Source organism: Winogradskyella thalassocola (genome assembly GCF_900099995.1).
Classification (GTDB): Bacteria; Bacteroidota; Bacteroidia; order Flavobacteriales; family Flavobacteriaceae; genus Winogradskyella; species Winogradskyella thalassocola.
Genome location: NZ_FNCZ01000001.1, coordinates 1,346,450 through 1,369,158, shown reverse-complemented (window position 1 = coordinate 1,369,158; position 22,709 = coordinate 1,346,450). Strand labels below are relative to the sequence as shown.

The 22,709-nt window shown below is 33.4% G+C and carries 16 protein-coding genes and 1 tRNA gene; 5 read left to right on the top strand and 12 right to left on the bottom strand.

From position 1 onward, the window contains the following. Nucleotides 1-49 precede the first annotated feature (49 nt). Nucleotides 50-559, top strand: coding sequence for a C40 family peptidase (locus BLT80_RS05590; protein WP_092466573.1), 510 nt, complete (start codon nucleotides 50-52; stop codon nucleotides 557-559). A 32-nt stretch (nucleotides 560-591) separates the two neighbouring features. Beyond that, nucleotides 592-2,622, top strand: coding sequence for a ComEC/Rec2 family competence protein (locus BLT80_RS05585; RefSeq protein ID WP_092466572.1), 2,031 nt, complete (start codon nucleotides 592-594; stop codon nucleotides 2,620-2,622). A 6-nt stretch (nucleotides 2,623-2,628) separates the two neighbouring features. Here BLT80_RS05585 and BLT80_RS05580 read toward each other — a convergent pair whose 3' ends face one another. From BLT80_RS05580 to BLT80_RS05565, 4 genes are all read right to left on the bottom strand, one after another. Next, a complete protein-coding gene (locus BLT80_RS05580) occupies nucleotides 2,629-3,180 on the bottom strand; it encodes a thioredoxin family protein (protein ID WP_175455561.1) in 552 nt (183 codons plus the stop codon). A gap of 86 nt (nucleotides 3,181-3,266) precedes the next feature. Next, a complete protein-coding gene (locus tag BLT80_RS05575) occupies nucleotides 3,267-5,051 on the bottom strand; it encodes a peptide MFS transporter (protein ID WP_092466571.1) in 1,785 nt (594 codons plus the stop codon). A gap of 59 nt (nucleotides 5,052-5,110) precedes the next feature. Further along, nucleotides 5,111-6,940 carry a peptide MFS transporter gene (locus BLT80_RS05570; protein WP_092466570.1) on the bottom strand — a complete coding sequence of 610 codons (1,830 nt, stop codon included), beginning with the start codon at nucleotides 6,938-6,940 and terminating at the stop codon, nucleotides 5,111-5,113. 55 nt (nucleotides 6,941-6,995) lie between these two features. Continuing rightward, on the bottom strand, nucleotides 6,996-9,185 hold the full coding sequence (locus BLT80_RS05565) for a S9 family peptidase (protein ID WP_092466569.1): 2,190 nt from the start codon (nucleotides 9,183-9,185) through the stop codon (nucleotides 6,996-6,998). Nucleotides 9,186-9,413: 228 nt separating this feature from the next. Here BLT80_RS05565 and BLT80_RS05560 point away from each other — a divergent pair, with 228 nt between their 5' ends. After that, nucleotides 9,414-10,757 carry a hydroxymethylglutaryl-CoA reductase, degradative gene (locus BLT80_RS05560; protein ID WP_262508023.1) on the top strand — a complete coding sequence of 448 codons (1,344 nt, stop codon included), beginning with the start codon at nucleotides 9,414-9,416 and terminating at the stop codon, nucleotides 10,755-10,757. Nucleotides 10,758-10,867: 110 nt separating this feature from the next. Then, a complete protein-coding gene (locus tag BLT80_RS05555; protein ID WP_092466567.1) occupies nucleotides 10,868-11,797 on the top strand; it encodes a GYDIA family GHMP kinase in 930 nt (309 codons plus the stop codon). An 85-nt stretch (nucleotides 11,798-11,882) separates the two neighbouring features. Here the strand turns inward: BLT80_RS05555 and BLT80_RS05550 are convergent, their stop codons facing one another. The 7 genes from BLT80_RS05550 to BLT80_RS05520 all read right to left on the bottom strand — a co-directional run bounded on the left by BLT80_RS05550 (nucleotide 11,883) and on the right by BLT80_RS05520 (nucleotide 19,742). Further along, a complete protein-coding gene (locus BLT80_RS05550) occupies nucleotides 11,883-14,030 on the bottom strand; it encodes a peptidylprolyl isomerase (RefSeq protein ID WP_092466566.1) in 2,148 nt (715 codons plus the stop codon). A 199-nt stretch (nucleotides 14,031-14,229) separates the two neighbouring features. Then, nucleotides 14,230-15,519 carry a hemolysin family protein gene (locus tag BLT80_RS05545; protein WP_092466565.1) on the bottom strand — a complete coding sequence of 430 codons (1,290 nt, stop codon included), beginning with the start codon at nucleotides 15,517-15,519 and terminating at the stop codon, nucleotides 14,230-14,232. Nucleotides 15,520-15,522: 3 nt separating this feature from the next. Beyond that, the gene (locus BLT80_RS05540) at nucleotides 15,523-15,714 is read right to left on the bottom strand and encodes a hypothetical protein (protein ID WP_092466564.1); all 192 of its coding nucleotides are present in this window, start codon (nucleotides 15,712-15,714) and stop codon (nucleotides 15,523-15,525) included. A gap of 33 nt (nucleotides 15,715-15,747) precedes the next feature. Beyond that, nucleotides 15,748-16,314 (bottom strand): LPS export ABC transporter periplasmic protein LptC, encoded by a 567-nt coding sequence (gene lptC / locus BLT80_RS05535; protein ID WP_092466563.1) that lies wholly within the window; start codon nucleotides 16,312-16,314, stop codon nucleotides 15,748-15,750. Continuing rightward, nucleotides 16,315-17,676 carry a tetratricopeptide repeat protein gene (locus BLT80_RS05530; protein ID WP_092466562.1) on the bottom strand — a complete coding sequence of 454 codons (1,362 nt, stop codon included), beginning with the start codon at nucleotides 17,674-17,676 and terminating at the stop codon, nucleotides 16,315-16,317. A 15-nt stretch (nucleotides 17,677-17,691) separates the two neighbouring features. Further along, the gene (locus BLT80_RS05525; protein WP_092466561.1) at nucleotides 17,692-19,014 is read right to left on the bottom strand and encodes a BamG family beta-barrel-assembly machinery protein; all 1,323 of its coding nucleotides are present in this window, start codon (nucleotides 19,012-19,014) and stop codon (nucleotides 17,692-17,694) included. Continuing rightward, entirely contained in the window at nucleotides 19,014-19,742 is a 729-nt protein-coding gene (locus tag BLT80_RS05520) for a type III pantothenate kinase (RefSeq protein ID WP_092466560.1), read from the bottom strand. Before BLT80_RS05520 ends, BLT80_RS05525 begins: the two co-directional genes overlap by 1 nt. A gap of 102 nt (nucleotides 19,743-19,844) precedes the next feature. Between BLT80_RS05520 and BLT80_RS05515 the strand changes: the two genes are divergently transcribed. Next, a tRNA-Phe gene (locus BLT80_RS05515) sits at nucleotides 19,845-19,920 on the top strand. Nucleotides 19,921-20,202: 282 nt separating this feature from the next. Here BLT80_RS05515 and BLT80_RS05510 read toward each other — a convergent pair. Then, on the bottom strand, nucleotides 20,203-22,686 hold the full coding sequence (locus BLT80_RS05510) for a glycan-binding surface protein (RefSeq protein ID WP_092466559.1): 2,484 nt from the start codon (nucleotides 22,684-22,686) through the stop codon (nucleotides 20,203-20,205). Nucleotides 22,687-22,709: the final 23 nt, after the last annotated feature.

Below are 22,709 nucleotides of genomic sequence, written 5' to 3'. Positions count from 1 at the left end.
TTTTTTATTAATTTCGACTTTAAAGTATCTACTTCTATTAAAAATTTAAATGAAACGTTTACTCCCTTTCTTATTATTGTCCTTATTTATTGTTAGCTGTAAATCAAAGAAAACAGCGTCTAACAAAAGCAGACAAACGCATACTGTAAAAGTAAACACAACTGCAAAACCAACTGCAGAGGCAGAAAATATCGTAAAATACGCCAAAACTTTTGACGGCACACGTTACAAATATGGTGGCACTACTAAAAGCGGTATGGATTGTTCTGGTTTGATTTACACGAGTTATAAAAAACACGATGTTAATTTACCTAGAACAACCTCTGGACTAAAAGGTACTGGAGAGTGGGTTGATTTAAAAGAAGTGAACGTTGGTGATTTGGTGTTTTTTGCAACTAACAAAAACAGTCGAAAAGTGAATCATGTTGGTATTGTCACCAATGTTAGAACTGGGAATGTTGAGTTTATTCATGCCTCAACCAGCAGAGGTGTTATGATTTCTTCTATAGCAGAAAAGTATTGGTACTTTTCTTTTGTGCAGGCACGACGCGTATTGTAATTACAATTTCGCTATCTTAGTAACTCACTATCATGAAGTTACTAAATTTTACCATTATAAAATTAACCATTTGTTTGGTCGTCGGTATTCTTTTGGCTCATTACCTAAAGCAAAATTTCCACGTCATTTTATATGCGACTATTGGTTTCTTAGTTTCATTAGGTACGTATTGGTTAGCTATAAAATCTAAAATTAATCGCTCACCATTTTTTGGCATCCTTGCTTATCTATGTATGGTTGGTGTTGGAATGACTTCTTACAATCTTCAAGATGAAACACTAAGGCCTCAACATTATACAAATCAAAATTCATCTGACAATTATAATGCTATCGTTTTTAAAATTGAAGAACGACTTAAACCTGATTCTTATAATGATAAATATATTGCTTCTATAATCACTTTTAATGACGAAGAAGCAATCGGACGGGTATTGATAAATATTAGGCGCGATAGTATTCCTATTCAACTTAATGTTGATGATGTATTCTATACTAAAACGGAATTAAAAACAATTCAACAACCATTAAATCCATATCAGTTTGATTATAGTAAGTATCTAGAATTAGATCAAGTGTATCATCAGATGTATCTAAATACAGATAACATCTTACAACTTTCAGATTCTAAATCTACTATTTATGGCTATGCTGATGCCTTAAGAACTAAAATAAATGTAAAGCTTATCGAAGCAGGGTTTAAAGATGATGCACTCAGTATTATGAATGCGCTATTACTTGGCCAACGACAAACTATTGATAAAACCATCTATAATAATTATGTTGACTCTGGTACCATCCATATCCTCGCAGTTTCTGGTCTCCACGTTGGTATTATCTTATGGATTCTTAATTTTTTATTTAGACCTCTACTTTATATTAAATACGGGCATTTTATTAGACCTTTTATTTTAGTTTGCATATTATGGAGCTTTGCTGTCATTGCAGGCCTATCTCCTTCTGTAACACGAGCAGTAACTATGTTTAGTGTTATAAGTATCGCTATGCATCTTAAACGACGCACTAATATTTATAATACTTTGGTGATTTCGGCATTTATTATATTACTATTTAAGCCTACATTTTTGTTTGCTGTTGGATTTCAGATGAGTTATTTAGCCGTGCTAGGTATTGTGAGTGTACAACCTATCATTTATAAACTTTGGAAACCCAAATACTGGATTATAGATAAACCTTGGCAAATATTTACCGTGACTTTAGCTGCACAAGTTGGAGTTGTCCCGATTAGTTTGTTTTATTTTCATCAGTTTCCTGGCTTGTTTTTTATCTCGAATCTAGTCGTAATTCCGTTTTTAGGTTTAATTCTAGGTTTTGGAATGCTCGTTATTGCTTTAGCGCTTATGAATATGCTTCATAGCTCCATAGTAACTGCTTATAGCTATATAATTGATAGTTTGAATGGCTTTATCGCTTGGGTAGCTCAGTTTGAAGATTTTCTATTTAGGGATATTCCTTTTACACTACTTCAGGTTATTGTTTGTTATATAATAATTGTGGCTTTGACTCAGGTTTATAAATTCCGGAATTTTAAATGCATAGCCATTAGTTTAATCGCTATAATTGGACTTCAAGGTGTATACTTTTATAATATGTATCAAACTCAACATAATGCTTTAGTGGTATTTAATAAGAGTCGCTATTCAATGATTGGATTAAAAGAAGGTAAAAAAATGACCGTATATCATAATTTAGATTCCGTAAAACTAAAAACAGATTATGCCATAAAGAATTATAAAGTAGGCGAATTTATAGACATTATAATTTCGGACAGTTTACAATCTGTTTACCAATACAAGGACAAGATTATTTTAGCCATAGATAGTTTATCTATTTATAAAGGATTATCGTTTAAACCTAATTATATCTTATTGCGGAATTCCCCAAGATTAAATCTTAATAGAGTTATTGATAGTTTAAAGCCACAATTTATCATTGCAGATGCTAGTAATTACAAGTCCTATTTAAAACGTTGGAAGGCAACTTGTGAGCATAAAAAAATCCCTTTCCATCAAACGAATGAAAAGGGAGCTTTTATAATTAAATAATGAGATTTACGACTCTTTAAACGTTGGCGTAAATGACTTAAAATATTCATTAAACTGTTCTTGCGACGTCATTTCTTTATGTTTATCACTTTGAAAAAGTTTTAAGTACAGCTCCAATTGCTGTGGTTTTAAATATCCAGTGATTGGGGAAATAAATCCACCTTCTTCATCAAAAAAGACCATCGTTGGATAGGCTTGTACTTTTAAGTATCGAGAAAATTCGTGCGAACTGTTGCGTCTATTTGCTTTTGTAGCGTCGTAATTTGGATTCTTAAATGTTTGATCCTTGTAAGTCACTTCTTCATTTCCCTCTGCATTAAATTTAACCGCATAATAATGTTCATTGACATAAGCAGCTACATCTGCATTACCAAAAGTGTTTTTATCTAACATTTTACATGGTCCACACCAATTGGTGTAAACGTCCATAAATATTTTCTTAGGTTCCTTTTTCTGTAGCTCCAAAGCCTCTTCTAAAGTTACCCAATTAATCTCTTGCGCTATTGCTGTTAATGAAAATGCAAAAACAGCGATTAATCCTAAAGTTATTTTTTTCATCATATTCGATTTATTGCAAATAATGAGCCGAACTTACAAAAAATGCTCCTAAACAGGAGCATTTTAGATATTTTTAACGGTTTTTACTATTTAACACCGTGCATCAATTTTTTCAATACTGGGTTAAGTAACATTGAAATCACACCAATTCCTGCAGGAACTAACGTAAAGATTAAGAAGAATGTACTTAATGAATATTCTGCCGTAATTTTATCAATCATTCCACCCATAGAACCAGCTGCTTTATTACCAATAGCAATAGCTAGATACCAAATACCAAACATAAAGCCAATCATTCTCCCTGGAACCAATTTACTTAGATACGAGAGCCCTACTGGTGAAATACATAATTCGCCCATAGTATGTAATAAATAAGCGAGAATTAAGAATATCATACTTACTGAAGCTGTTTTAGCACCGGGTTCAATTCCCATAGTTCCAAACACTAAGACTCCAAATCCCAAGCCTAATAACATTAAACCCATACCGTATTTCATCGCTACACTTGGATTGTATTTACTTTCCCACCATTTAGAAAATACTGGAGCTAAAGTAATAATAAAGAAAGAATTTAAAATACCAAACCAAGATGCTCCAACTTCAGTTGCATCTTTACTAAATTCATTATAAATTTTATAACCAACTACAATCCAAAGGAAGACAAAAGTTAATCCTAACACAATATTCGAAGCTGCAATTTTTGAATATGTTTTCTTAAACAATAAATACAATACCCAAGTTATAATAGCTAATGGAACAATGGTAAGAATCGTATCTATAACTTTAAATATCGTTGCCGAAGAACCTGTTAAAACTCTATCTGTATAATCTCTTGCAAATAATGTCATAGAGCCTAATGACTGCTCAAAAGCCGCAAAGAAAAACACAGTAAAAACACCGAATATAGACACGGCAATAATCTTATCTCTTACTATTACATTGTATCTTAATATTCTTGAAGTTATTAAAAACAAGAATAACGCTAATGCCAATAAGACAATAAAATTAGAACCATCTAACCCTAATAATTCAAAGTCTAATAGATTAATGTTTCCAATTTTAGACAAAGGATCATTAAACAAATACAATACACCACCAATTGAAGACAAAATAATTAAGATTTTGTCTATTGAAGTGAAAGGATTCAATTTCTCTTGAACATCTGCTACATCATGCTCTTTAGGACTTTCTTCATTAATGTTTTGCGGCAATTCTACTTCATGAATTTTTGAAGGTTTTTCACCAATCATTCCAAAAAGATCTTTTGCTAACCAAAATTGAATCAAGCCACCAAGCATAAAAATTCCAGCTAAACCAAAACCATAACTCCAACCTAAATTCTCAGCTAGATAACCACATAGCATCATCCCAAAAAAGGCACCACCATTAACTCCCATGTAATAAATAGTGTATGCTCCATCTTTTTTAGACTCTTTACCTTTATACATTTCAGAAATCATAGAGGTCATATTCGGTTTAAAGAAACCCGTACCAATTACTAACAAAGCTAAACCTAAGTATAAAGACCATGTTGTTTCAAAAACCATAAAAGCATGACCAAGCATCATTATAAAACAACCAATAATAACTGCCCATTTATAACCAGTTATCTTATCAGCCAACCAACCACCAACAATTGGTGTTAAATACAGTAATGAGGAATAGGTTCCAATTAGGGCTAACGAATTCTCACGAGACCATTCCCAACCAGGATTATCACTTAAAAAGGGTGCAGTTAAAAATAGCACCAATAATATTTTCATTCCATAGAATGAAAAGCGTTCCCACATTTCAGTGAAAAATATCACAAATAAGCCCGCTGGATGGCCAATAACTTTATCTTTAAATAGATTTTCGATGTCAGTATTCATAAAAAATAATTTAGTTAGAGTGAATTCTTAATGGAGAATTCTTTTTTTAGGAGTTTAGGTTATTTGTTAAGTTCTGGATTTGCTAACTCGAACTCTTCTGCTTCTAAAATTTCATGTTCGTTATCTTCTGCACCATGTGTTAGTTTCTTCAATTTCTTCAAGAATAAAAGCAGTAATAATCCAAATGCAACAGTAAATATAGTTAACCACATAAAGGTTGCATACTCTTGCTCACTTTGTTCTTCCTCTAAAACAAAAGATACACCATAATCTTTTCCGTCTCCTTTGTTTTCTGTAATTTGAGCTTTGTCTTTATCTTTTTCGAAAACTAGTTTTGCGTGATACGGATTTGATGCTGAAACATTATTCTCAGTTAAATCTTCCAATAACTGTTTCGTATTTGAATCTTCACCTTGGGACATTTTGAATAAAGAGTTTAAGTCTTTACCTGTTTCAAAGTCTTTAAAGATCACTTCTCCATTTTCTGGATAAACCGTACTCCTTATCGTAAAGTTTTTATCTTCATTAATTGGATACTCTGTTATTTCAACAACCTTTTTATTTTCATTTTTAATTTTAAATGTCTCTTTTGAAATGAACGGCAATATCTCTTGTTTGCTAACAATCATTTCACCCGTAAAAGACTCTAATTGTGAAGACTCTCCAATAGTACCAGCTAACTTGTTTCCAAAACCTGTGGCTGCAAAATAAACACCCATCATAATAGAAGCATATTTTAATGGAGCTAACTTAGTTATAAATGATAATGAAACAGGAGATGTACATAACTCTCCAATTGTATGGAATAAGTACGCTAAGAAAATCCACATCATAGCTGCTTTTCCAAACGTTTCAGCACTAGCTTCTTGAGATGCAAACATCATAAACACATAACCTAACCCCATAATGATAGTTCCAATTGCCATTTTGAATAATGAAGAAGATTCTCTTCCGCTTTTCTTCCACCAAATCCAGAAACCACCTATGATCGTTCCAAATATAATAATGTAACCTGCATTTAGAGATTGAAAAACGGCTGCAGGAATTTCTTCCATCCAACTCCATCCGGTAGTTCTATCAACCTTAGCATCCGTATATAAGTTCATTAATCCTCCAGCTTGCTCAAAAGCTCCCCAAAACACAACAACAATTAAGAATGAAATTAATAAAACAACAACTCTATCTTTTTCAATCTTACTCAACGGACGTTTTGAAGCTAAGCGTTCTGCTTCTGTAGCTTGGCTACCACCTGTAAATTCACCAACACCCTTTAAGAATTTTTGTCCCCAAATAAATACAGCCTGACCAACTAACATACCAATACCAGCTAAACCAAACCCATAATGCCATCCGTAATAATAAGCTACTAAACCAACAGTAATACTTGCTAAGAATGCACCCACATTAATACCAATATAAAAAATTGTAAATCCACTATCACGTCTAATATCTCCTTCTTTATATAAACCACCAACCATTGTAGAAATATTTGGCTTAAGTCCACCAACACCTAAAATAATTAAAACTAAACCTGTAAAAAAGGCCCAACTCTGAGGTATCGCTAAAATTCCATGACCAAAACATAATAGAAGTCCACCAAGCATTACAGTTTTCTTTTGACCTAAAAACTTATCTGCTATCCATCCGCCAGGAATAGAAGCGACATAAACTAACATAGTGTACCAACCATATAACCAAATTGCATCTTTATTAGACCAACCTAATCCTGGATCTATTGCAGTTGCAGAAGTTGCCATATAAAGTACTAAGATACCTCGCATTCCGTAATAGGAAAAACGCTCCCACATTTCTGTAAAAAACAAAATAAATAGACCTACTGGATGCCCAAAAAGTTCCTTCTGATGTGCTTGTTTAATTGTTGTTGACATAATATAATTAGTTAGTATTAGTTAGTTTTATCGTAATTTATCTCAGCATTTAATTTTATTGCAGTTTATCGCCCAATGTACGATGAATAAAATCTGTCATCTTCTTATATAAGTGTAATCTTGTGTTTCCACCGTAAATGCCGTGATTTTTATCTGGATAAATCATCCATTCAAATTGTTTATCTGCCTGAATTAATGCTTCAACCATTCTCATGGTATTTTGTACATGTACATTATCATCTCCAGTACCATGAATTAACAGAAAATCACCTTTAAGTTTATCTACGTGATTTATTGGTGAGTTCTCATCATATCCCGTTGGATTTTCTTGAGGTGTAGTCATATAACGTTCGGTATAAATAGAATCATAAAACCTCCAGCTCGTTACTGGCGCAACCGCAATTGCCATTTTAAAGACATCATTTCCTTTAAAAAGTGCATTACTACTCATAAAACCTCCATAGCTCCATCCCCAAATCCCAATTCTTTCAGCGTCTATATAATCTAATGCCCCCAATTGTTTTGCGGCTTCTATTTGATCTTCAACTTCAAATTTTCCTAGTTCATTTTGAGTAACTTTCTTAAAATCGCCCCCTTTAAAACCTGTTCCTCTTCCATCAATACAAACTACAATATAACCTTGCTGCGCTAGCATCTGATACCAGTAATCATTTGTACTATTCCAGCGGTTAGCAACTTGCTGCGAACCTGGACCTGAATATTGATACATAAATAAAGGATACGTTTTATTCGCATCAAAATCTTTAGGCTTAATCGTCCACATGTTTAAATCATTTCCATTTACAGAAATAGTACTAAATTCCTTTTCAGACATCACATAACCCTCGAGTTTCTTGGCTAATTGATCATTATCTTTAATTTGTTTAACAACTTTACCAGATTTAGAATTGTATAACGTGTATTCTTGAGGTGTTGCTGCACTTGAGAACGTATTAATAAAATAGGTGAAGTCAGCACTAAAAGAAGCACTATTTGTTCCTGCTTTTTCCGTCAAACGTTTTTTGTTTTTTCCGTTTAACTGTATAGCGTATACATCTCTATTTATGGAACCATTTTCTGTAGATTGGTAATAAATCGTATTGGCTTTTTCATTAAAACCATAGTAGTCGGTAACTTCCCAATTGCCTTTAGTCACTTGGTTAATGAGTTTACCGTCTTTTGAATAATGATAGACATGATTAAAACCATCTAACTCGCCCGTCCAAATAAAACTATTATCTTTTAAAAACGTTAAGTTGAAAGTGACATCGATATAGGCTTTATCTTTTTCTGCTAAAACTACTTTTGAAGTCTTTGTTTTAGTATCAATCATCCAAAGATCTAATTCATTTTGATGACGATTCATAAACTGAACACTCAACACATTAGCATCGTTTGTCCATTCTAATCTAGGAATATAAAAATCCTCGTAATCTTTAGTAACACTTAACTCCGAACCCTTTTTTGAATTTAAATTATATAAATGCAAAGATACTTTAGAGTTCGCTTCACCTGCTTTTGGGTATTTAAACACATGTTGTGTCTGGTATAAATCTGAACCATAAACATCCATAGAAAATTCAGGCACCTCAGATTCATCAAATCTTATAAATGCAATTTGATTACTCTCTGTATTCCAATCAAAAGCTCTTACGAAGCTAAATTCCTCTTCGTAAACCCAATCCGTAATACCGTTAATAATCTTGTTCTTTTCTCCATCTGTAGTTAACTGTTCTACGTTTCCTGATTTTAAATCCTTTACGAATAAATTATTTTCAAATCCGTAAGCCACTTTAGCTCCGTCTGGTGACAATGTTGGTTCTTGCACTAAATCATCAGATACTTTAGTTACTTCTTTCGAAGCTATATCATATATGTAATATTCGCCTAAAGTAGAGCGTCTAAAAACGGGTTGTGATTTTGTAGTTAGAATTATTTTAGATTCGTCAGCATTAAATGAATAATCAAAAAAACCTTGAATCTCAGAAATATCAGCTGAAGACACTAAGGTTTTTACTTTTTCTAATGTTTTATAATCGTAAATATCTATGGTAGATGTTCGGCTTTGCCTATCAAAATTTAAAACTGAATACTGATTTCCATTCTCCATTGAATGTAAAGCTTGCATTCCTTCAGTTCTAAAAGTTCCACCCCAAATGTCTTGAAGTGTGATTTGTTTTTCCTGACAAAAAACTAATGAGGTCATTAAAAAGCAAAAAACAGCTGCAAGATGTCTCAAATTCATGTGTTTATATTTAGTATTTATAAAAGCTTAGAACCTGCTCGCTATTGATTGTTTTCTCTATCAATACTATTTTTAGCATGTTCTTTTCTTAAATTTCATGTTTTAATAAAGCAATGCCAAGTTTACTAAAAATTATGCAAAAAATCGCTATTATTAACAGTAAATCGGCATTTAAAATCGATTAAGGAGACATTTTACACCAATCCTAGTATCTTTGTTTTTACAAAAATAAGAACCAATATGCCTCATACCATTTCTGGCTTTTCTAAGCTTTCTAAATCCGAAAAGATTGAATGGCTTTTAAACACGTATTTCACAGATAAAGATAGTGCAAGAGCACTCGTAAAACAGTATTGGAATACAGATGATAAACTTCAGAAGTTACACGATGAGTTTATTGAAAACACCATTACTAATTACTATTTACCATTAGGTGTTGCTCCTAATTTTTTAATTAATGAGTCGACGTACACCATTCCAATGGCAATTGAAGAAAGTTCGGTTGTTGCTGCCGCAAGTAAAGCTGCTAAATTTTGGTTGGATCGTGGTGGCTTTAAAGCAGAAGTATTATCTACAGAAAAAATTGGACAAGTCCATTTTATATATACAGGTGATTTTGATAAACTCGAAACCTTTTTTAAACATGTTAAACCAAAATTAATCCGTGATACGGCGTCCATGACAAAAAGTATGGAACGCAGAGGAGGTGGTATTTTAGATATTCAATTACGTAACAAATCGGAAGATTTACCAAATTATTATCAGCTGCATGCGACGTTTGAAACCTTAGATGCGATGGGAGCCAATTTCATCAATACGTGTTTAGAACAATTTGCGACGACTTTTAAAAATGAAGCCTTACAGTTTGACGGTTTTAATGATGAAGAGAGGCATATTTCAATTGTAATGAGTATTCTTTCTAACTACGTTCCACAATGTTTGGTGCGTGCTGAAGTCTCTTGTAAGATTGAAGATTTAAAAGGTAAAGACATTCCGAATCCGGAAGAATTTGCACAAAAATTTAAGCAAGCCGTTAATATTGCAGAAATAGAACCTTATAGAGCAGTAACGCATAATAAGGGGATTATGAATGGTATTGATGCCGTTGTTTTAGCTACAGGAAATGATTTTAGAGCCGTTGAAGCTGGCGTACATGCCTATGCAGCAAAAGATGGCAAATATTCTAGTTTAACACACTGTTCAATTACTGACGACGTTTTTAAATTTTGGATCGAAATACCATTGGCATTAGGAACCGTTGGTGGCTTAACAAGCCTACATCCTTTAGTAAAATTTTCGATGGAAATGCTTCAGAAACCAACAGCAAAAGACTTAATGAAAATTGTCGCCGTTGCAGGATTAGCTCAGAATTTTGGTGCTCTAAAATCGTTAACCACAACCGGTATTCAGGAAGGCCATATGAAAATGCACTTAATGAATATTTTGAATCAGTTTGAAGCTAATGATACTGAAAAGGGGACGCTTGTCGAACATTTTAAGACTAATGTGGTAACGCATAGTGCGGTTGTTGAGGCTATAAAACAAATTCGCGACCAGGAAAGTTTCAAATAACAAAAACTAAATTCCAATGCTTACTCGGATGGAACATCTCGCAAAGACGCAAAGTCGCAGAGCTGCAAAGCCTTAATAACTTAATTACTTAATTTTTTGAACGCTAAACTTTGAATCCACAACCGACAACATACAGAAGTAACGGAAAGCTATTAATCACAGCAGAATATGCTGTTTTAGATGGCGCAAAAGCTTTGGCTATTCCAACTAAATATGGGCAGAGTTTACTTGTTGAACCTAATGATTCTAACGTAATTAATTGGAAGAGTTATAATGAACTCAATGAGGTTTGGTTTGAATGTCGTATATCATTTAATGAAATTACGGTGACTGACGAAAAAAGCCAACCGAACAATGACGTTAAAGAACGGTTGTTACAAATTTTAAAAGCAACTCAAAGTTTAAATCCTGAATTTTTAGCTTCAAATCAAGGTTATGATATTACCACACACCAAGACTTTAATCGACTTTGGGGTTTGGGCACATCTTCAACTTTAATAAATAACATAGCAGACTGGGCTAATGTTGACGCTTATCAATTACTTAAAAAGACTTTTTGTGGCAGTGGCTATGATATTGCTTGTGCTCAAAATAACACGTCAATCACATTTCAATTACAACTCGAACAAAAACCGTTGGTCACACTAGTCGATTTTCAACCTACATTTAAACATCACCTCTATTTTGTATATCTCAATCAGAAGCAAAACAGTAGAGATGGAATTTCAGCGTATAAAACATTAGGCAAAATTGATGCTGACATTATCGCTGAAATTAATGCTATTACTGAAGACATGATTACATGCACTTCACTTTCAGAATTTAAAAACTTAATTGAGATTCATGAAAAAATCATTTCTAATCTCATTGAACAAGACCCAATTAAAACGCGATTATTTCCTGATTTTAAGGGTGCCATAAAAAGCCTAGGAGCATGGGGAGGTGATTTTGTTTTAGTCGCCGCTAAAACTAACCCAACTGCGTATTTTAATGCGAAAGGTTTTGATACTGTCATAAGCTACAAAGACATGTTACTTTAAAAAAAGTATCACATAAGTTAACAGCACAAAAAATGGCTTCACATTTCTGCAAAGCCATTTCAACATATTCTAATTGCTATAATGGTTAATAAACCGTTTTAGCTCTATTATCTTGGATATCTGCAGCTTTTTCTAAAGCAGTAAATACTTTAGTTTGTACTGAGTTTCTACGTTCAGCATTTAATCTGTTCACAATAGCTCCGTAGTTATCTAATTTAGTAGGTTCGTTAACCTTAGTAACTTCTACAACATAAACACCTTTTTCACCATCAATCGGCTTAGAAGTAGCTCCTTCAGCTAATCCAAATGCTGCTCCTACAACTTTAGGCTCAACACCTGCACCAGATAAGGTTGTGTTTTTAATAGTAAGAGCTGCTGCTGTTCTAGGACTCTGACCTTGATTCTTAGCGATCTCAGCAACTGTAGTTCCTGTAATTTTTTCACGAATTAACTTCGCTTTCTTTTCTTTTCTTATTTCTGGTAATGCTGTAATAGAAGCATCTTCAGTACTCATTAATCCTTTTTCTCTTACCTCAACCACTTTAGCTACTATAAAACCAAAGTTAGATATTGCAAAGTTTTTGTAATCGCCTGCTTCTGTATCATTATCAAAAGCCCAACGCACAACTTCTCTTTGACTTCCAAGTCCTGGGATATTTTCATCTAACGCTTTAAATGTAATTGGCTTAACATTCAATTCACCTTCTTTAGCTAAAGCATTAAAATCACCATCTTTTGCAGCAATTTCAAACTTAGACATTACGTTAAACACATCCTGAAGTGTTTGGTCAGATGGTTCAATTTTACTTGCAATTGTTGCTACTTTTATTGCTTTATTAAAACTCTTTTGCTCTAATACTTCAATAATATGGTAACCAAAAGATGTTTGTACAACATCGATATCACCTTCTTTGTTATCAAAAGCAAATGCTTTAAATTCTGGTGCCATTCCTGCTAAATAGTCAAATTCAATTTCACCATCTTGCTCGTTACTTACTTTATCAGAAGATAATTCTAATAGATCCATAAATTTAGTACCTGCTTTTATTTGAGCAAAAATACTATCGGCAGTAGCTTTTGCTTCTGCTGGTGTTTTAGTTACAGACGCATCTGCTCTTTGTCCACCTACAAAAGGAACTAATATATGACGAACTTTTACTGAATCTGGCAATTGCTTAGTCGCAACAACTTTAGATAATTTATAGAATTCACCATCTTTATAAGGTCCGTAATAACCACCAACACTTAATTTCATCAACGTGTCTTTAGCTACAGCTGGTAATTGCCCTGCTCTTAAAAAAGCATCGTTGTATTTTATAGCTGAGTTTGAATTTACAAATTCCTCAATATCCGTAGCAGAATCAAATCCTGGAATCGTTTCTGTATTTTTACTGCTATCGTTATACTCAGTTCTATCCGATTTTAACGCTAATAAATCAGCTTGTATTTTATCTTCATCAGCTTTAGAAGCTTCTTCCTTAAATTCTACATAAACAACTTCTCTAGTAGCTTCTGTTTTATAAGTATCCTCATGCTTTTTCATATAAGCAGTGATCTCACTTTTAGAAACGGCAACTAAACTATCTGCAATAGTTGTGTAAGGCACTTGAACGTAGCTTATATCTACGGTCTTAGAATCTCCATAATAATCTTCCTCAGCTTCAGAAATCGTTGTTCCTATACCCGCCTTAACTAGATTATAATACGTTTGCTGAATTGCGTTCGCAGCAATAGTCTGCTCATTGCTTGTCCAACTTTCATAGTTTACTAAGAAATTTCCTAAAGGAGCAGTGTCACCATTTAAATCTTTCAAGTTTGCAATAAATGCATTTAAACGATTAACATCAAAGTTTCCGTTAGCATCTTGAAATTCTGGATATGAAGAAAAACTAGTTTTCAATAAATCTCGCATTTCGTCTTTTTCAACAGACAATCCTAATTCTTCAAATTCTGATTGCAACACAATTCTACGAACTTCTTGATTGTAAATTGCATTCATAGATTGTGTAGAGGTTTGTCTTCCTCCAGATCTATCTTGGTAATTTTTTACTTTTTGCTGAAACTCATTTCGGTTGATGTCTGTACCATTAATGGTAGCAATCACATCTTGTGATTCACCTGTGAGGGCATCAGAATTTTTGAATAAATCTCCAATTACGAATGAAAATAACGCTAATGCAATTACTAATATTAATACTAGTGAGCGTTGTCTAATTTTATTTAAAACAGCCATAGTCTTTTTGTAATGTCTTTAATTTGGTGTAAATAAGTCTGCGAAAATAGTATATTCTACTAAATAATAAAAGGAGAAGTGTAGTTTTTATAAGTGTTAGCGGTTTTATTCAAAATTTAGTTGAAATGCACCTAAATAACACAACTATAATAGACAAAAATGGTGAAAGAATTCAGAATTTTTAAACTCTAAAAAACAACTAATCTATATTAAGAACCTTTAGTATCACCTCATCAATTTTTGTAGAAGACACTTCTGTAATGGTAAACTTGAAATTTTCGATTTGCACATCATCGTTCTCTTGTGGAATGCCTTCTGTAGCATGAACTATTAATCCACCTAAAGTTTCATAATTTTCGCTTTCAGGAAGATTTAATTTATATGTTTCATTAATGTAGTCGACTTCTAATCTTGCCGTAAATTTATAGGTATTATCATCGATTTGCTCCTCTACCATCTCAACCAGATCGTGTTCATCTTCAATTTCACCGAATAATTCTTCAACGATATCTTCAACAGTCATAATTCCAGAGGTTCCGCCGTACTCATCAATAACCACTGCCATGCTTCGACGTTTTTTAGTCAAAATATTCAACACATCTTTAATAAGAATTGTTTCGGGTACAAAAGCAACACGGATTATAATAGACTTAATTGTTTCGGGTTTTTTAAACAATTCGAAAGAATGCACATAGCCCAAAATATCATCGATGCTGTCTTTATATACAATAATTTTCGTTCTACCCGTTTCAATAAAAAGCTGTCTTAAGTTTTCAATAGAATCAGAAATTTCTACACCAGTTATCTCTGTACGTGGCACCATAACTTCACGAGCTTTTACTTCTGAAAACTCTAAGGCATTCTGAAAAATTTGAATCTCACTATCTACATCATCGTGATTTTCTACAGACTCCATCTGTTCCGTAATATAATTTCCAAGTTCAACTTTAGTCATTGCTAAAACCACATCTTCGCCTTCAGCTCTAAAAATGTGTTTTAAAACAGCATCTGAAATCCAAATTATAAAATCTGAAACCCAAGAAAACAAGACATAAAAGACATACGTTGGAAATGCTAACACCTTTAACAACGTGTTGGCATAAATCTGAAAGAATACTTTAGGTAAAAATTCTGCCGTAATCAAAATAACCAAAGTTGAAATTACAGTTTGTGTTAACAATTGTAAATCAACAAATAAATATGTTAAAGCAGTGCTATCTGAAGGTAACTTAGTCTGAAACCAGTCCACCAAAATATCCCCCATTTTAAAACCATAGATAACTAATGCAATATTGTTTCCAATAAGCATAGTCGCTATATATTTTGATGGCTTGGCAGTAAGCTTACCCAAAATCTTCCCTAAAAAATCTCCTTGTTTCTTCTCTAATTCTATATGAATTTTATTGGAGGAGACATAAGCGATTTCCATACCAGAGAAAAAAGCGGAAAGTAAAAGGGTACTACTAATTATGACTATATCAGCAGTCATACGTTACTGATTGTTACGATCTTCAAATTTTTTACTGAAGCGCTTTCTAAAGAAAAACATAAACGTTGCTAAAGCTGCAAAAACCAGTGACATGTATGCACCGTTTCTATTATCGGACCATTTAGAAATGGCATCGTATACAAACAGTACTGCAAAAATAATATAAGCGTAATGAAAAATCTTCTGTATCTTCATCTGTTAAGTAATATAATTATGTGGCAAAGATAGTTAATTATCGAGTTCTATTTCGCCTCCCATTTCTAACATCTGATACCTTTTAAATTCTTTATCAGAATCAAAGCCGACACCATGTGTGCTATTTGTTAAGCTTTTAAAGACGAAGGGCTCATTAGTAAACGCCCACTCTAACTTTTGATTGTAATACAGTTGCTCTGTAAACAACGTGTCTTTTTGGTGAGTTGCTATTTGTACATCTCCACGCAAATCGATAATGTCCGTTCCAGAATAGACGATAGCATAGTTAGATGTTATAGTCGTTTGGTTATTGTTTTCGTCGTATATTTTAAGCTCTATACCTATTGGAAATTCATTAAAAGCAAAATTCCGATTAGAATAATCTAGCATTTTTGGACTTAACAGATTAGCAACTAACCTAACGGTATCTTCTTTAAGTACGGTATATTTTAAATCTATATTTTCAGCCTCACCAATAGGTTGATTCTGTAGTATACCAACTTTTTGAACTTCGTTAAAGTCATTGCTACACGAAAAAAACAAAGTCACAACAATTGCTGTGACTAGGTTTTTAATGATATGTGAATTTTTTATTTTCAATTAATTCTTTGGTACAGTTACTGAACGTCCTATCCAACATCCTATTTGGATAACCTCACCTGCGCAAGTACAGTTAAAGATTTCTGTTTTAGAAGGCGCGCTAGCTCTATAGCTAGTTGCAGTTTGGGCTGCTGCACTTCTTAAACGGCCATCTACTCGTCCTGCTTTTTCTGCTTCAATCGCAGCTAACCAAAATACCGCTCTTTTGTTAAAGTTAGTATCTCCACAGCTATTTGCGCTTTTAGCATACATCGCTGCAATTGCTAAATGTGGTGAACCATCTGAAGGATTTAGTTTTAAAGCTTCCATATAATATTGTCTTGCTTTTCCGTAGCTTCCTTTAGACTTAAGCTCATTTGCTAAACCTTTATATAACTTCGCCTTTTTTAAAGGATCTGTTGATAAAGCGATTGTTTGATCCATATATTTTTGCTCACCAGTAAGTATATAGAGGTAATAAGCAGTATCGGCATTTGGCTCAATAGTATTCTTTTGTTGAACTAATTTTAAGAATAATGGATCTTCTTTACAATCTTTAGCATACATTCTATTCATAGCACGTTGTAACCACTCACCATTAGTTTTGTTTTCTTCAAAATCTCTTTCGTATAATGGCACTAAGACTTCACAAGTCGCTCTTTCCCCTACTTTTTGATCCATACTAGATTTCACCTTATCAAAAGCTTCTAAACTACTTTCGTGATAATTCTTGTATTTCAATTCTGTTTTCGTTAATTCAGCACCACTTTCTTCCTTTTCAACTAACTTATTCAGTTTTTCTGTATGACTCTTTTCGATACCATCAATCAATTCAATAACATCATCATATTTATCAAACATTTGTTGAGCTGTTTTCTTTTCCGCATCAAATAAATCAACGATTAAAGAAAAATAAGTATAAAGCCCTTTAGCGTTTGTAAAGTTTGTAGGATCTTGCTTAGCAATATCATCAAACATGTTGTAAATCTGTTCGTCAGACATGTTTAATTCTTTTCTATACTTATAAGCTAAGTTAGCCTTATCCTCTAAAACTCCGCCTAAATCATACTTAGATGCAAAGTGTTCTCTACTTTGGTCATGCAAAAGCATTAAGTCTTTAATGTAAGCTACTTGTTCTGCTCCTGTAGAATTTTCTATTTTATGGTTTAATATTTTCTCACCATGTACATAGATTGCTCTATTAAATTTAGGACACTTTTCTCTAACAATTTTCCAAGGTCCGTAAGCATCATCATATTTTTTGCTTTTTACATAACTATCAAAAATTGATAGGTTGTTCATACATTCTTCATCTTGCTGAGCAAACCCTAAGTTAACACTCATAAACAGTGCTAAAAATAGTATAGTAATTCTCGTCTTCATCTTTAGTTAATTTTGTTATTTATACTTCCTTTGTTCAAACCATCTAGAGTTTAAAGATAAACTTATATTAAAGTTTATAAAATTCTCCTGAATTAAATTTTGATTCGTTGTCCCTCGTTTTCCAAATTCTAAGCCTAAATTGGCATTAGAGAAAAGGTTTCGACTTCCAACTGGTAAACCTAGACCAAAAGATATGCCAAACTCTTTAATGGATTCATCTTTTATAACTAAACCTGTATTTGCAAAGTTAAATCCTGCTCTATAAACCACACGTTTATGATATCCTGAAAACGCATTATAATCTGGAATATAAAAGCCACCAATAGCTATTTTCGATGCGTTTTCATAAGTAGAGATGCTATTAGAAAAAACAGGATTAGAAAAATCACTTGAACTTTGATACGTGTATTCTGTACCTATAAACCAAGATTTCGGATCCCCTATACCTACTCCAATAGACAAGGTTGATGGTAACGTTAATTTTGTATTTTTTAGATTTATAGCTTCTAGATCGGCATCAATTGTGCTAGATGTCGCTGTAGTTTCTAGCGTAGAACCATCTACAGTAACCGTTGAGTACGTTCTTATGTTCTCTGAATTAAGTTTACTGCCTGGCGCAAAAGTTGCTGTCGTGGACAACTCTAACTTATCAGTAACCATAGTTTTGTAATTCACACCAAAATTTAAATTTAAACCATTTAAATCTGATCTGTTATACTCTCTTGTTTGATACTGTACTACTTCACCCTCTGGAGTATATTCAACTTCGAGTGCATTATTTTGAACATTCCCGAAGTTATAATTAAAGTCCACACCAACGCTCAGTTTTTCTGTGATTTGATATCCTAAACCAGCAAAAACCCTGTTTAAACCACCTTCACCACTGAAACGGTTTACTAAAACACTGTCATCATTAATATCATCGAGTCTATATCCTACTGACGTAAAAGGCAATAAACCAAAGCCAAAGCCAAATTTACCAACAGGTACTGATATGGCTAAATAATCGAATATCGCATTATTAGTCTTTGCCTCTCCGGTGTTACTTTTTAAAGTCGTATTCGTCATAGTACCTGCAACTGTGAACTTCACAGGTCTACTTTCGCCATTAAAATAGCTTCCCTTTAGAGCATTCCCAGCGTAAGAAGCTGGATTTCTTAAATTAAAATGTATACTATCTAAGTAAACACCTATTCCTCCCATACTGCGATTTTCTACAGTACCTTTAAACTTAAGACTTCCAATACCATAAAAAGAATATGGAGAACTAGTTCCTTGTTGTGCAAAAGCTGCAGAACCTATAATTGTAATACATATTACAATGAATCGTTTTATCATTATTTTGAATTATATTCTAGAATGAAATTCAAACCGTCCAAAAGAAAATTTGATTTCGCAAATATGGTATTTTTTAATTGGTTTGACAAAAATTTACTATCTCCACCTGTTAAAATAACTGTTAAATCTGAATTATCTTCACGATATTGATCGATTACTCCATCAATTTCTTTAATTGCACCATAAACCACACCGGAATGAATTGATGATTCTGTTGAATCACCGATAACATTATGAGGCAACTTCGTCTCTAATAACGGAAGATTTGCTGTTAAATTATTTAATGCGATATATCGTAATCGCAGTCCAGGAGAAATAGCACCGCCTAGATAGTGGTTCTCTTTTGTAACAAAATCGTATGTAATACAAGTACCTGCATCAATAATCAAAACATTTTTGTCAGGAAATTGATAAACGGAAGCACAAACCAAAGCAATACGATCTACACCTAGTGTTGTTGGTGTTTGATAATCATTTTTAAACGGAAATTTTAAGTCTGAAGTTAATTCGATTGTATTTAAATCATTTCCAATTAATTCTAACTGCTCCATAGCCAAGTGACCGACAGAAGAAATAATTGCTTTTTTCAACTTTGGAAAGTCTTTTTTTAATATTTTATACTGTTTTTTAAACTCATTAAGCTTAAAACTCAATTTATAAATTAAATCTGCGTCATTATAAACCGCAAACTTAACATACGTATTCCCCACATCTACAATAAGATTCATAAGTAAATTCTAAGTTACAAATTTATAAAATCAAATTTTATCAAATTCCTTTTGTTAATAATAAAAATGCTTTTATATTTGCACCCGCTTAACAAAGCAATTGGTGCCTTAGCTCAGTTGGTAGAGCAAAGGACTGAAAATCCTTGTGTCCCTGGTTCGATTCCTGGAGGCACCACCACTAACAAGCCTTAAACATTTAGAAATAAATGATTTAAGGCTTTTTTGGTTTTTATATTCTCGAGTAATTCCCGAATTTAATCATTAATTTTAGCACAGTTAGAGTTTAGAATAACACAAAAACGCTCACAAATAGAAGACATTTTGTTAAATCTTCAAGTCGCTATCCATTAATATTTATAAAAAAAAAGCACAAGCAACTAAACGATATTTCATGTTTTACAAATGAAAAAATCCCTGTAAAAAAATTACAGGGACTTCATCTTGCTAAAAAAATCAATTATTATAAAGCTTCGAAACGCACATTATCTATCGCAAAATTTAATAATACATCTGCACCTTCAAATGCCATCCCAAATTCTGCATCAACAAGACTAAAATCTGGCACTCCTAGTATTGAACACGGTATTGAAACGGTTGTCCAACCTTCAGAATCAAATGCTTCTCCTGTATCATTCCATGGTGCCCAATCATAAAAAGCATCAACTCCATCAGAATCATTAAATCTAATTCTAAACACACCTGCTGTTAATGGCTCTAACGTATTGATATCAAATTTTAAGACGTAACCCGATAAATTAGACCCTACAGTTGACGCTCCATTAAAAGTTCCAGCATCATTTCTCCAGAACAAATCTTGCCATCCGTCACCACCAGTTTGGAAATTTGCTCTACCGTAAGCGCTACCATCTAAACTTAGTGAAACATCATTTTCTGCTACAACATTTCCCCACCATGGTCCATTAGCATCCCAATCAAAGAATACTAAAGACGTATCATCTATAGGATCTGGACCACCACATCCTGGTGTATCAAAACGCACATTATCTATCGCAAAATTTAAAAGCACATCAGCCCCTTCAAATGCCATACCGAATTCCGCATCTACCAAACTAAAGTCTGGAACACCTAATACGGAAAGTGGGATTTCAATCGTTTCCCATCCGTCAGTCGTAAAAGGCTCACCGGTGTCATTCCAAGGTGCCCAATCATAAAAAGCATCTACACCGTCGGCATCATTAAATCTAATTCTTACCATACCGCCTGTCATAGGTTCTATGACATTTAAATCAAACTTTAATGAGTAATTACTTAGATTACTACCTACTGCTGCAGCACCATTAAAAGTCCCGGCATCGTTTCTCCAAAATAAATCTTGCCAACCTACACCTCCTGTTTGGAAATTTGCTCTACCATACGAGCTACCGTCAATACTTAACGCCGCCGTATTTTCTGCAACAACATTTCCCCACCAAGGTCCGTTTGAATCCCAATCGAAGAATACCATCGAAGGATCTCCTACAGGACATAATCCGCCTTCACCTGTTTCAATTCCAAGAGCACTTAGTAATGCTTCAGGGATTAAAACGCGGTTAATTTCATGAATAACACCATTATTAGCACCAATATTCGCCATTGTAATAGTAGATGGGATTGCATCACCAAAAGACGGTAACAATCTAGCGTTATCACCAGATAAATCTGCTGTAATATTATCACCATATAGTGTAGATATTGTTCCACCATCCGTTAACTGACTCGCCATTAAACTACCAGCATGAAGATGATAGTTTATTAAATCGGTTAATACAGCTAATTCTTCAGGTGTATCAAAATCTGCTAAAGTTTCAAAATTATTTATGGCCGCAAAAAGTCCTACAAAAGCATCATTATTAGGTGCAAAAGCAGTCAAGTCATCTGTTGACAAACTATTTGTAAGCCCCACTTTTTCTACAGCTTCTAAAAAGGTTGTAAAACCTCTATCATTAGATCTTTCAACAATATTAAGAGTTGCACTTAATATGCTTTGAAAAACCTCTTCTGGCAATAACACTTTGTCAACACCATGCACCACACCATTTATTCCCTGAATATCTGTAAGAACAATTTCCGCATTATTATAAGAGGTATCATCTATTAATGTTCCGCTAATGGAAAATGAATCTCCTTGCATGGAAGTCTGCGTTGTACCATCAACTTCCGAAGAACGCGTATTAGCACCAGAAACGACATGATATAATAAAATTTGTTGTAATACCGCTTCTGGAATATCACTTAAAGACGCCCATCCAAAAGCACCATTAACTTGAGCGATTAAGGCTTCAAATGCTGTATTGTTAGGCGCAAATAAAGTATAAGGATAATTTTCGTTTTCAGGATCTGATATTGACAATGTTTCACTTAATCCAGACAATGCAATGGCACTTGCCAAACTAGAATAATCAGGATTTGCCATAACATGATCTACAACTGTTGGCGGCATTAAAACAGCGTCTACAGTATGAATAATTCCATTGGTCGCTCCTAAGTCGAATGCATTGTCTACCAATGACGCTACTCCATTAAATATAAGATCACCTTCTGCATTTGTATAAAAACTAATATTATTATCATCTGGACCAGTAGCTAAAGTCGTTAAATACCCCGTTTCCATTCCTCCTGTAAAATCAGCTGTGACTGTACTTAACACATGGTTTAATAATACATTCTCCAATGCTTCATTTGTTAATGACGTTATGTTTGAATCACTAAAAGCCGAGTTATCTGGAGCAAAAACCGTATAGGTAGTTGTACTACTTAAAGTAGAATCTAAATGCACTTGAGCTAATGCATCAGAAAGTATAGACAAACTCTGTCGTTCGGATACAATCTCTGAAATATTTTTAGGACTACTTGTTGATTGGAATATATCGTCATCCTCTTTACAAGAGTAAAAGCAAGTAAAGACAACAAGCAAAGAGATATAAAAGGTTTTAGATATTTTCATTACAAATATTTTTAATAATTAGT